Raw genomic sequence first — 11813 nt, 5'->3', positions numbered from 1 at the left:
GAGAAAATCTAGGCAGGGGATGGGACGGGCAGAATGCCGGCATCCGGCCCTTCTCTTCATGCGCTCCATGCTGCGACGTCCGCTCCGGTCCCTGCTTGTTCTGCTTTGCGTCATCACGCTCAGTGCCTGTGGTGGTGCCGCTGCCGGTCTGAACTCGTTCAAGAGTCCTGATGGCCGTTATGCCTTCCTGTATCCGACCGGCTGGACGCGGGTGGCGGTCACCGGAGGCCCTGCGGTGGTGTTCCACGATCTGATCAACAGTGATGAAACGGTCAGCCTGGTCGTTTCGGATGTCGATGCCGACGATGACCTGGAGAGTCTCGGGAGTGCCGTGGCGGTCGGCGAGCGGCTTCGGCGTGAGGTGATCGCACCAGACGGCAGCGGGCGCGATGCTGATCTGATCGAGGCCAGTGAGCGGGATTCCGAGGGGCATATCTTCTACGACCTCGAATTTGCCGTTCACCTGCAAGACCGTGATCGCCACGAACTGGCCACGGTGGTGGTGGATCGAGGTCGCCTTTACACGTTGGCGACGAGCACCAATGAAGAGCGCTGGCCCAAGGTGAAGGGTCTGTTCGAATCGGTGATTCATTCGTTCACGCTGCTGATCTAAATCGCGAACCGTTGATCGGAACTGTCCTCCGCTGAACGGCAACGGCTGTCCATCCCCTCCAAGATGGCTGCCATGACCACCTCCTCCCGTGTTGCGCGACTCAAGAGCCGATGGAATGGGCTCTCGGATCACCACCAGGTTGGTGTTGCGTTGGCGGGTGTTGGCGGCCTGTTCGGGGTCTGGCTGCTGTTCTGGCCCGTTCCCACGCAGGTGGAGGGCCGCGGTGTTCTGATCTATCCAGACAATGCCGGGATTCTCAATGCCCGTTCGGGCGGGCAGGTGCAGCGGATCAACACCAAGGTGGGCGATCGCGTCAGCAAGGGGCAGGTGCTGATGACCCTGTATCTCCCTGTTCTGGAACGACAGCTGGATCAACAGAACGGCAACCTGCGTCAGTTGGAGCGCCAGAACGAGGAACTGGATGCGCGCGACGCGCTGCGGATTCGGACAGCCCAGGCGGCTCTTGACACGGCGCTCGCCAAGCTGGATGACGATCAGAAGCGGCTGACCAACCTGCAGTCGATCTACAACACCAAAGTTGAGAACCTCAGCTGGTTGGCCCAACGCGAAGTGGTTGCACCGCTCTCCAGAGCTGTGGTGTCTGCTGAACAGGGGCTGACCACCACCAGCGTTCAGCTGGATGACATCAAAATCCAGCGAAAGGATGAGATCACAGCCTTTCAGCAGATCAAGCTGGAGATTGAGACCGAACGCCTAGATCGACGCTTCCAGATCGATGATCTCAAGCGAGAAATCGCCGTGACTGAGGCCCGCATTGCCTTCGATGGCAACGTCACCGCTGAGCGCAGTGGTGCTGTGCTGGATTTGCAGGTTATCCAGGGCCAAACCGTCAAGACCGGTGACCGCCTCGGCACTATCGGTCGCAGTGCCAGCCCCGATACTGATCAGCGCAAAACCGGTGGTGATCTGATGGCTGTTGCCTACTTCCCACCCGCCGATGCTCGCCGCTTGCCGATCGGGTTGCCTGTGGAGGTGGTGCCGTTGTGGAACCAACGGGGACGGTTTGGTGGGATTGAGGGGACGGTTAGCAGCGTGCTCAGCCTTCCGGCGACCCGGGAGGATATCGCCACCACCGTCGGTAACAGCCAGTTGGCTGAGGCCCTCGTCAAAAACGGTCCGGTGATGCGCGCTGAGATTGAACTGGATCGCGATGCACGCAGCGATGACGGTTACCGCTGGACCCTCTCCAATGGCAGTGGGGTCTTCCCGATCCGGGACGGACTCACCATCGACACCTTCGCCTATGTGGAGTGGCGTTCACCGGTTACTTACATCATTCCCGGTCTGCGCTCGCTCACCGGTGGCTTCCGCACCCTGCGCATCGATCGACTCTGGGATCTGCCGTTCCTACGGCAGCCCGGAACCATTTAGTAACTCTGCGCCTTCAATGACTCTCCGCCCCCTGTTGCGTCAGGAGTTGCCCTGGCTGATTGCAGAAGTGGTTCTCCTTGTGATTCTTCTCAATGCCAATCCACCGGAGGTGTGGTTCTGGCTGGTCGTCTTTCTGGTGATCTTCGGCTACCGCGTCGAACGCTGGTGGGCATCACGCCCCAACTCCTGAGGAGAGAACCCTTCAAGAGTGATTGTCGTTGGCACGGCAAGCTCAGGATCCCGCGGCATCGGCAGCAATTCACGTAGCAGCCTGGCGTAGGTCACATTTACATCCACGGTGGCTGTTAAGCGGTTCACCAACGCTTCCACCAGTTGGGTCTGCGTGACCGAAAGATCCACTTCATTGCTCAGGCCCGTTTTGTAGCGCAATGAGCTGTCGCGAAACGCTTCCTTGCCAGCTCCCACTGCTCGCCGAGACGAAAGGAGCTTGGCGAGGCTTGCTTCGTGGTTGAGAAAGGCGCGCTCCAGGCGAAGACGAATCTGATTGCGCGTCGCTGCATAGGCCTGGCTTGCGGCTTCCTCCTGAAGGGCTAACGCCTTGATGGCGTTAGACGTCGCACCGGCATTAAAAATCATCCAGTTGAACGCGAGTCCGACGGACCAGTCGTAACCGGCCACTTGTTCCAGGGGTAGGAAGGTGGAGCCGCAACATCCGCCTCCACTGATGGAGAGGTCGAAGAGTCGTTCCACCGATGCCAGACCACCTACGGAGGCAAACAGACTGAGCTGAGGAAGGAGCTGTGCTGCCGTTTCATCCTGTTGCAGGGCTAGAGCCCGCCGTGTGGCCAGGATTGCAGCCAGCTCTGGATTGCTGTCATAGGCCGCGAGCAGTGATTGCTCAAGGTTTAAGGGCCAGGCTGGCGCCAGGGTGATCGCATCCGCTGCGCTTGGCGTGACATCGGATGGAAGATTCATCACCGTCCAGAGCGCGCGTCGGGCGATGGCACGGTCTGCCAGCGCCTGAATCAAGGCTTCTTCGTCGATTGACAGGGTGGCGCTGCGGCGCAGCAGATCCACCCTTGGCACGAGACCGGCCTGCTTGAGGTTGAGGGTGTCTTCCAGCACGATGAGGTCGGTGCGCACCACGGCATCGCGGATGCGTACCAACTGCTCATCACGCTGCAGCTGGTAATACGCCTCACTCACCTCCAGCTGAAGGGCCCGGAGCTGGTTGGCGTATTGCTGTTCGAATTGCTCCAGCCTCGCTTCGGCTGCTCGGACCCTTGGGGTGCGGGCAAAGTCGACCACGGCATAGTTGAGCTGAAGTCCTGCTTCGGAATCCACTCCATTGGCGACGGCATAGAGGCCCCCGCCAGCGGGCACATAGAAGGGACCGGCGGATGGACTACTGACACTGTTGCCGTTCTTGGTAAGCGCGACGTTCTCTCCCTGCCCTTGGGCCACAAACATGGGCCCGAAGCCATAGTTGTTGTTGCCGTAGGGCGAATAGGTGCTGCTGCCGCTCTGGAATCCTTCGACATCGGCAAACACACTGATGGTTGGCCAGTAAGCCCCCGACAGCGAAGCCACCGTGGCCGCTTGCGCTGCAATCTGATTGCGTTGGATCTCTAGGTTTGGGTTGTTGCGGAAGGCGATGGCGATCGCCTGCTCCAAGCTGACGGCTCGAATGCTTCCGGCGATTGCTTCTTGCGCATTCGGCAGTTGCAGAGGTGCATCTGGGAGGCTTTGGTCGTCGCTTAGCGATCCATTGGCCGGTTCATTGGCGCGAAGCAAACGGCGAGGTAGCTCTGGACTGCGCAGATCATCGGAGGCTTCCAGCGCGGGAGCGGGGCCCAGCAGGGTGTCCAGACTGTTCAACTGCTGGTTCAACTGATCCCAACTGCGCTCCAACTGGCGCACGCTGCCGCCTTCGTTCAGGCGTGGTGCCGCATCGATCGGAGTTTGTGCCTTGGCCACGACTTGGCACAGCATGCCCATCACAGGAATCACGAAGGAACCCTTGATGAGCAAGCGGATCAAGACGTAATGGTGCATTCGAATTTCGCTGATCTTGCCGCCACAGGCGGGCTTCAACGATTGGCAGTGACAGGCTGCGATCCGGCCATGCCGGGAAGGCAGTCATGCAACACGGAGGCTCCATGGCGGATCAGTGAGCTGCGTTGAACGATCTGCCGCATGCGTGCCGTCGGCACGCTGCTGAGGGCTTCGCTGCCGACGCGATTCTCCAGGTTGGTGGTCATCTGTTTGGCCGCGGCTGTCAGGGTGAGATCCAGCGGCTTCAAGCACTCCAAATCCAGCGATTGGCGTGCGCCTGGATCGAGCTGTCGCAGCATTTTGGCCAAGCGCGACAGCAGCTGGATCTGGTGCCTGATCACTCGTGCTTCTTCTTGGTGAAGCGTCTTGATGGCCGACGGTGCTTGGATTGGAGCCGGCAGGCCGCGCAGGCCGTCCAGCACCGACATCAGCTGGGAGATCAGCAAGTCCAGTTCAGTCCAGAGCCGATGCAACGGATGCGTCTCGGGGTTCACGCCAAGCTCCATTTGTGCTGTGGTCTGAAGCACTCTCATGGCACTGATTTTTGCCAGTAGCTGAGATCGCCGCTCTCGGCGCTGCCGCATGGACAGTCGTGTGGGCACATCTGCTTCCAGGCGATCAACCTCCAAGCTGAATTCCTGAATGATCTCGTCGATGAACGCAGCGAACTGGCGGTGCAGGGAAGGGATCGCTGCACTGGGCCACACATAGCGGGTTGCCCAGAGCGAAATCAGGATGCCGATCGCGGTCCAAAACAGTCGGGTGAAACCCCAGGTGGTTTCTTCGGCGCTGTGGACCAGCCAGCCCATGATCACGATGTTGCCCGCGACTTTGTAACCCACCTGCAGACCCAGGGCTCCACCGAGCAGGCGCACGCTGGCCATGGCCAGGCCGATACCTAGGGGGAGTGGCAATTCCAGGCCTCGGGAAAAGATGACCACGATGACCACTCCCATCAGCGATCCCAGCAAGCGCTGGATGCTCAGTCGTAGAGAGTTCCCATAGCTGCCGGAGAGCACTGCGCCGGTGGTGAGAGCGATGTAGTAACCGAAGGGAATGCTGCTGAGCAAGCCAAAGGCCGCTCCGAGGCCCGTCACCAATGCAAGACGTAGGTCGGAGCGGACAAACCAGGGTCGGGTGGTCGCAGAGGAGGATTTCATGACCGTCCCCGTGCTCGATCCAGCCGTTGCTGGCTGTTCAGCAGCCTGCCGAATCGTGTCACCTGTTCCTCGAGGGCGATGCGTTGGGCCAGGGACAGTCCAGCGTCATCCGACTCCAGGCTCAGGCGCTCTTGGCTTCGAGGCTCGGCTACGAGGTAGCGACCCAGCACCGGGAGTTCGTTGGCGCCATTGTCCTTGTGAAGTCGTTCGATCAGCCGCTCCACCAGCATCCAGCGCACCTGTTGACAGCGCCACAGGCTCAGGCATTGAAGCCAGCGACGTCGATTGAGCCGACTGACGTGGCGTGGCCCCAAACTTTGTTCCACCGCGATGATGCTCTGCATTTCGAGCACCAGCCGGGTGATCAAGGCTGGTGCGATGGGTGTTGGCGCTGCTGCTTGTCCCTGCAAAGCCAGACTGTGGGCATTCACGCGGGCGTGCAGCAGGGCATGGAGTTGCTCATGCACAGCTTGCAAGCGCGTCATCCTGTTTTTGGGCCAGAGCAGACGGCCGACGAGCAGCGCCACGAGAATGCCCACCAGGGTGTCGAGGCTGCGATTGAACACGTAGGCCCAATCGAGCTTGGTGTACGCATCGATGCTCAGGAACATCACCGTGACCACCACTGCGGTGGACAGTCCGTTGCTCCAGCCCAGACGTCGCAGCAGGGGGATGGTGATCAGCAGGCTCACGAGAATGCCGATCCAACCGGACATGATCGTGTGCACCAGAAAGGTGACCAAGCCGCCGGTGATCGTCCCAAGAATTCGTCCACGCGCTGCCCGCAAACTGTTCTCGTCCTGGTCATCGATGACGAAGGTGACCGCGAGCAGCGGATACCAGGCAAATGTGATGCGGTCAAAGTGCTGTGCGATCGCACAGGTGATCAGGATGCTCAACCCAAGCCTGAGGCTCTGTCTCAGCAGATTCCCGTTCACGGATCGAGGCGGTGGATCAATACAGGAACGGGTAACGCTGACCGCTCGAATCGCTGGCGTTGCGACCGTTTTGGTACACCGGCCATTCCGTATCGAGATAGCTGATGCCGTCTTTGTAGAAGGGGCGTGCCGGAAGGCGCTCAGTTTCCAGTTCTGTGATGCCCATGGCGGTGATCAGGCCACCCAGTTCCATCGCGCCCAGATCAGTGTCGAGGTTCTGACCTGCGGCTTGGATCAGTGCAGGCAAGCGCACCAGGTTTTCCGGTCGGGTCATGGAGCCAAACAGGCTTCTCAGCACGAGTTGCTGGCGTGCCAAGCGCCCTAGGTCACCTTCACCGTCGTGGCGCCAGCGCAGAAATCCTTCCAGGTCTTCACCTTGAAGCACCTGCGGCCCTGGCTGCAGATCAATCAGCAGCCCCTGGCTGCTATCGCGGTAATACAACCGTTTGGGCACGTCGACTTCGACACCTCCGACAAGATCGCTGAGGGTTCGGATGCCATTGAGATTGACCAAAATATGATGATTGATTGGACGGCCCATCAATCGAGACAGCTCGGATTTGACCGCGTCCAAGCCGCCGTAGGCATAGAGAGCATTGGCCTTGACTGGACCAAAGCTTTGGGAGTTGATGTAGCTATCCCTGGGGATCTGCGTAATGGAGGTACGCCCCCCTTCCACACGCAAGGTGAAAATTGCGTCGGTATTGCCACCTCCCTCGTCGACACCGAGCACGAGAATTTCGCGGCTATCAAATACAGACCAGGAGGAAAAAGGATTGCTCACCGGCAGCAGCGGCGGTGCACCAGCGTCTGTCGTCAAGGACCGGCTCAGCGGAATGGCCAGCAGAAACCCCCCAGTCAGCCCAATGGCAGCTGAGAGAAGAAGGGTTCCTGGGCGAACTTTTTTCGCTTGGTCCATCTATTCAGGTTAGCCCAGTATTTGCGTTTTCTTAAGCATTGGATTACGCCGCTTTGCGGTCATGTCAACGGTTCGCTGATCACCATCGAAGCGCAATCCAGCAGTGAAACCAGGTTGCTAGTTCGATCACTGGCCGGGATTGGCAGTCCAGCCACCTGACGCCTCTGCGATCGCAGAATCACCAGATCGTGATCACGGCTGCGGCGTTCGATCTTCGTTTCCACACCCGGTCCTCGCTCTAGTTGGACCACGGTGCTGGTTGTCTGGCCTTGGGTCGGTAGCCAGCGCCTCAGTTCCCACTCGATCCGTTCCCGATCCGTGCGGTTGAACCGGGGGTCAACAATGTGCAGCAAGGTGATCAGGCCGGCATCAGGGGAGGTGCTGGCCAGCACACGCTGTGCCAGTTCAAACTGCTCTCTGGCACTAGCGGAAAGGTCTTTGATGGGAACCAGGATCCTTTGAAGATCCTCAACCTCGCGGTTGGCGAGATTGACCACGACGACAGGACAGTGCGCTGTTCGACAGACACCATCCACGAGGTCGCCGAAGAACCAGCGCCTGAATTTGTCTGGACGCCCTGCACCGATCACGAGCAGGTCAGCGCTCTGTTCGCGCGCACTCCGGCTCATGCCTCCGGCAATGTCTTCATCCAGGCGCAACAAACAGCGAGTCTTGACGTTGAGCTGGTCACCGATCACTGCCGCCTGCGCGAGGCGCTCCCGTGCGGATGACACGGCGTGGTTCACACCTCCTCGAGCTTCCTCGAGGCTCGGACAAACCAGTGCCAAGGGCAGCAGGCGTCCCTGCGACTGGGCCCCGCCACTGAGCAGTCGCGAGGCGATATCCAGTAGTCCTCGCTCTGTGGTGGGATTGGCAATCGGCACCACGATATTCAGCGGTCGCTGGACAACAGCGAGTGAGCTGTCATCGCCAATCGCGAATGATTCGTCGCTCGGGGGCGTTGCTTTCAGCTGACGGTTGGGTTCCACAAGCTGTCGCACGGAGCGTGCGGTCAGCAGAGGGCCGAGGGTTGCCGTTACCACCATCATCGCGAGCACGGCATTTAGCACCGTGCGATCGAGGAATCCCGCTTCGTATCCGATGAAGGCTGTGGCCAGAGTTGCTGCAACTTGTGGCATGGCCAGGGACCACATCATCACGGTCTGGCTGCCGTTGTAATCAAAGGCACGACCTGCAATCAGGCTGACCAAACCCTTGCAGGCGATCACGCCAAGCACCATCAACAGCGGCATCTGGAAGTGAGTGATCGAGCTGCTCAGGCTGCCCAGATCGAGCAGCAGCCCCAGGTGAATGAAAAAGATGGGGATGAACAATGACGCGCCAACCAGAATTACCTGCTGCTTCGACTTGCCCTCCGGTAAGACCGAATTCACGGCAAGTCCAGCCAGAAATGCACCCACGACCTTTTCAACGCCAGCCACTTCCGCACCCAATGAGGCAATGAAAAGAATCAGCAGGATCGTCAAAAAAATGCGACTTTCGTCATTGATGCTTCGCCTGAAAATGTGTCGTCCGACGATGCGGATCACGGTGACAATGGTGAGCGCGAAGATCCCTACGCTGGCGATTAAGCCGATCAGATTCCCCCAGGAAAATGTCTGCTTGCCAAGGCCGATAGCAATGGCCAGCACCACCAGTGAAGCAATGTCCGTAAGGATGGTGCTCCCCACGCTGACCACCACGGCTTCATCCCGCTGGGCTCCATAACTGCGAACGATGGGGTAGCCCAACGGTGTGTGGGAGGCGATCAAGGTGCCGATCAGCAGGCAAGGAACCAGTGGGAAGCCAAAGACAAAACCGATGAGGCCGCCTGTTGTCATGCCGAACAGGAAGTGGAGGATGCCGATGGTCAGCGATCGGCTGCGCACGCGATTGAATTCCTCAAGGTCGATCTCCAGTCCGACGATGAACAGCAGATAAATGGCTCCGATGTCGGACACCAGCTGCAACGTTTCACCATCAGGCTGCAGCAGGTTCAGCACATCCGGTCCCATCAGGATCCCGGCCAAGAGCAGGCCAATCAGGTCTGGCAGTCCTGTGCGCCGGACGAGAGGGGGCACCAGCATGGCGAGCGCCACGAGCAGGGCAAACGTTCCCAGGGGTTGATGGATCAGCTGCGCCAGCGACGCCTGCCCTGGTGCTGCCACTGCCAACGGTTGGATCATCAAAGGGTCAGTGCTTCATCTCGGCGCAGCCCTGCCTGCACGCGCCAGAGGTCGGCATAGGCGCCGCCCTGATGCAGCAGTTGGTCATGGGTGCCGTCTTCGACGATCCTTCCGTGATCCATCACGACGATCCGATCAGCGTGGCGAACCGTGCTGAGGCGATGGGCAATGACCACTGTGGTGCGGTTCTCCGTGATGTGCATCAAGGAGCGCTGGATGGCCGCCTCGGTGTCGTTGTCAACGGCAGCAGTGGCTTCGTCGAGCACCAGCACTGGCGCATCCTTCAAGATCGCTCTAGCCAAAGCGATGCGCTGACGTTGGCCTCCAGAGAGGCGCTGTCCGCGTTCTCCCACCACCGTGTCGAATCCTTGTGGCAAGGCCTCGATGAACCCCAGCGCTTCGGCTTGGCGTGCCGCTTCGCGTACCGCTGATGCTGATGCATCCGGCGCGCCATAGGCGATGTTGTCTCCCACGCTGCCGTGGAAGAGGTAGATGTCTTGGCTCACCAGTGCAATGGCGCGACGCAGATCGCCAAGCTGCAATTGGTCGATGGCGATGCCATCCAACAGAATTCTGCCTTGGTTGAGGGGATAGAGCCTCAGCAGCAACTTCACCAAAGAGCTCTTACCGGAGCCTGTGGCGCCCACGATGCCAATGGTGTGACCGGCAGCGATGCTGAGATTGAAGTTCTGTAGGAGTTCTGGACGGTCTCGATAGGCGAAGCAGACGGCCTCGTAGCGGATCTCTCCCTGAATGTCTCGAGGATTGAGGCGCCGATCTCCACCGGCAATCTGCACCGGGGTGTCAATCAGATCGAGCACCCGATTGGTGGAGGCCATGGAGCGCTGGTATTCGTTCAGGGTGCGGCCAAGAGTGGTTAGCGGCCAGAGCAGACGCTGGGTGATGAAGACCAAAAAGCTGTAGGTGCCAACAGCAATCACACCGTTGAAGGCTTGCAATCCTCCGATCAGCAGAATCGCCAGGAAGGCAAACAGAATTGCGAAACGGATCAGTGGAATGAAAGCAGCTGACACGCGAATCGCCTGACGGTTGGATTGCCTGTAGGCCTCGCTTTCACGCCTGAGCTGTTCAAGCTCCCAGGATTCTCGAGCGAAGCTCTTGATCGTGAGCATGCCTCCCAGATTGTTGGTGAGTCGGCTGGCCATGTCTCCGGCCCGTTGCCGTACATCGCGGTATCGCGGTGCGAGCTGACGTTGAAAGCGAAGCGACCCCCAGAGAATCACCGGAATCGGCAGGAAGGCAAAAACGGCCACCCGCGGAGCCAGCACGGTCATGGCGCCGCCCACCAGCAGCACGGTGGTGATCAGATGCAGCAGCTCGTTGGCTCCATGATCGAGGAACCGCTCCAGCTGGTTGATGTCATCGTTCAACACCGTGAGCAGTCGACCGCTGCTGTCCCGTTCAAAAAAATCCATCTCCAGCTTCTGGAGATGGTCATAGGCCTCCAGCCGCAGGCTGTGTTGCGTGCTCTGGGCCAGATTGCGCCAGAGAATCCCATAGAGGTATTCGAACAGCGATTCCGCTGTCCATACCAGAAAAGACAGAACCGCCAGTGTGATCAGCTGGCTGGTCACCGTGGTGGCGCCCAGTCTCGAGAGCCAGGAGGTGTCCTGTTCCACCACCACGTCGACAGCCAGTCCAATTAGCACCGGTGGGGCTAAATCAAACACCTTGTTGATCACGGAACAGGATGCTGCTAGCCACACCCGCCGTCGGTAAGGCCGCAGGTGCTGTATCAGGCGGTTCAGCGGTGAGGCTGTGACGCCCGCGGCATGAACGTTGGCTGGAGGCTTGGCTTGACCGTTGGCTGGGGGCATCCGCGCTGATTGTCCAGGCCTTTATTCAAGCGTTGTGTTGCCCATGCCCTGTTTGGTTCCGTCACAGGCGGTCAGCCGGTATCAGGAGCTGAGGAGGTTGGTTGGCCCGATCACACGCAATGCATCGCTTGCAGCATGATCTGACTCGAGGCCATCGCCGCTTGGTGTCGCACTTTTCTCACGCAACATCCCGAACGGGTCGAGTCCAAACCTCTGGACGGGAGTGAGTGATTGATTCAACGTGCCCTCTGCCGTGATGAACAATCGGACACGATGTTGAATGAGGAGCCAGCTCTTTGAACTGACTCCCCCTGGTGATCAGATCACCAGCGGTTTCCACCACCGCCGCCGTAGCCGCCATCGCCACCGCGACCGCCGCCACCGCCGTAGCCACCGCGGCCGCCACCGCCACCGGTGCGCTCACGGGGGGTGGCTTTGTTCACGCGGATCATGCGGCCCATCCACTCCACGTTTTGGAGGTCGTCGATGGCCTTTTGCTCATCGTCGTCGCTGTTCATTTCGACGAAGCCGAAACCACGCTTGCGACCGGTTTCGCGGTCGAGGGGGAGGCTGGCACTCTTCACTTCGCCGTACTGGCTGAACAGGTCAAGCAGGTCTTCCTGCTCAGCCTGAAAGGAGAGGTTGCCGATGTAGATGGTCATTTCCTATTGGGACCGAGGGGGGTGTGATCAGTGAAGCCGTGGTCCGAAAAGGAAAGTCCTTGATGCTGAAGCCAAAAAGCTGAAGCCTG

10 protein-coding genes are annotated in these 11813 nt (G+C 59.6%); 3 read left to right on the top strand and 7 right to left on the bottom strand.

Annotated elements, in window-relative coordinates:
* Nucleotides 1–58 precede the first annotated feature (58 nt).
* From psbP to SynA1560_RS09775, 3 genes are all read left to right on the top strand, one after another.
* A complete protein-coding gene (gene psbP, locus SynA1560_RS09785) occupies nucleotides 59–613 on the top strand; it encodes a photosystem II reaction center PsbP (RefSeq protein ID WP_186469099.1) in 555 nt (184 codons plus the stop codon).
* Between the two features lie 72 nt (nucleotides 614–685).
* Entirely contained in the window at nucleotides 686–2005 is a 1320-nt protein-coding gene (locus SynA1560_RS09780; protein WP_186500395.1) for an NHLP bacteriocin system secretion protein, read from the top strand.
* Between the two features lie 16 nt (nucleotides 2006–2021).
* Nucleotides 2022–2195, top strand: coding sequence for a hypothetical protein (locus tag SynA1560_RS09775; protein WP_186469097.1), 174 nt, complete (start codon nucleotides 2022–2024; stop codon nucleotides 2193–2195).
* Here the strand turns inward: SynA1560_RS09775 and SynA1560_RS09770 are convergent.
* From SynA1560_RS09770 to SynA1560_RS09740, 7 genes are all read right to left on the bottom strand, one after another.
* Nucleotides 2153–4060: a TolC family protein gene (locus tag SynA1560_RS09770; RefSeq protein WP_255476919.1), complete on the bottom strand. Its 1908-nt coding sequence runs from the start codon at nucleotides 4058–4060 to the stop codon at nucleotides 2153–2155. The two genes, SynA1560_RS09775 and SynA1560_RS09770, sit on opposite strands and share 43 nt — an antisense overlap.
* Nucleotides 4057–5181 (bottom strand): FUSC family protein, encoded by a 1125-nt coding sequence (locus tag SynA1560_RS09765; protein WP_186469096.1) that lies wholly within the window; start codon nucleotides 5179–5181, stop codon nucleotides 4057–4059. The genes SynA1560_RS09770 and SynA1560_RS09765 overlap by 4 nt, the downstream gene beginning before the upstream one ends.
* The gene (locus SynA1560_RS09760) at nucleotides 5178–6119 is read right to left on the bottom strand and encodes an aromatic acid exporter family protein (RefSeq protein WP_186500394.1); all 942 of its coding nucleotides are present in this window, start codon (nucleotides 6117–6119) and stop codon (nucleotides 5178–5180) included. Before SynA1560_RS09760 ends, SynA1560_RS09765 begins: the two co-directional genes overlap by 4 nt.
* A gap of 16 nt (nucleotides 6120–6135) precedes the next feature.
* Nucleotides 6136–7038 carry an LCP family protein gene (locus SynA1560_RS09755; protein WP_186500393.1) on the bottom strand — a complete coding sequence of 301 codons (903 nt, stop codon included), beginning with the start codon at nucleotides 7036–7038 and terminating at the stop codon, nucleotides 6136–6138.
* A 59-nt stretch (nucleotides 7039–7097) separates the two neighbouring features.
* Nucleotides 7098–9224 carry a cation:proton antiporter gene (locus tag SynA1560_RS09750; protein ID WP_186500392.1) on the bottom strand — a complete coding sequence of 709 codons (2127 nt, stop codon included), beginning with the start codon at nucleotides 9222–9224 and terminating at the stop codon, nucleotides 7098–7100.
* Nucleotides 9224–11062, bottom strand: a complete 1839-nt coding sequence (locus SynA1560_RS09745) for an ABC transporter ATP-binding protein (RefSeq protein WP_186500391.1) — start codon at nucleotides 11060–11062, stop codon at nucleotides 9224–9226. The genes SynA1560_RS09750 and SynA1560_RS09745 overlap by 1 nt, the downstream gene beginning before the upstream one ends.
* Nucleotides 11063–11385: 323 nt before the next feature.
* A complete protein-coding gene (locus tag SynA1560_RS09740; protein ID WP_186469091.1) occupies nucleotides 11386–11724 on the bottom strand; it encodes an RNA-binding protein in 339 nt (112 codons plus the stop codon).
* Between the last annotated feature and the right edge of the window lie 89 nt (nucleotides 11725–11813).

The sequence above is a fragment of the Synechococcus sp. A15-60 genome (assembly GCF_014280095.1).
Taxonomy (GTDB): Bacteria; Cyanobacteriota; Cyanobacteriia; order PCC-6307; family Cyanobiaceae; genus Synechococcus_C.
The sequence above is the reverse complement of the archived record's forward strand: the minus strand, read 5'-3'. Positions and strand labels throughout refer to the sequence as shown.

What these genes read in the sequence shown, in the direction of transcription:
- SynA1560_RS09780 (WP_186500395.1), top strand. Translation starts at nt 686, where the DNA reads ATGACCACCTCCTCCCGTGTTGCGCGACTCAAGAGCCGATGGAATGGG.
- SynA1560_RS09755 (WP_186500393.1), bottom strand. Translation starts at nt 7,038, where the DNA reads ATGGACCAAGCGAAAAAAGTTCGCCCAGGAACCCTTCTTCTCTCAGCT.
- SynA1560_RS09745 (WP_186500391.1), bottom strand. Translation starts at nt 11,062, where the DNA reads ATGCCCCCAGCCAACGGTCAAGCCAAGCCTCCAGCCAACGTTCATGCC.
- SynA1560_RS09765 (WP_186469096.1), bottom strand. Translation starts at nt 5,181, where the DNA reads ATGAAATCCTCCTCTGCGACCACCCGACCCTGGTTTGTCCGCTCCGAC.
- SynA1560_RS09740 (WP_186469091.1), bottom strand. Translation starts at nt 11,724, where the DNA reads ATGACCATCTACATCGGCAACCTCTCCTTTCAGGCTGAGCAGGAAGAC.
- SynA1560_RS09775 (WP_186469097.1), top strand. Translation starts at nt 2,022, where the DNA reads ATGACTCTCCGCCCCCTGTTGCGTCAGGAGTTGCCCTGGCTGATTGCA.
- SynA1560_RS09750 (WP_186500392.1), bottom strand. Translation starts at nt 9,224, where the DNA reads ATGATCCAACCGTTGGCAGTGGCAGCACCAGGGCAGGCGTCGCTGGCG.
- psbP (WP_186469099.1), top strand. Translation starts at nt 59, where the DNA reads ATGCGCTCCATGCTGCGACGTCCGCTCCGGTCCCTGCTTGTTCTGCTT.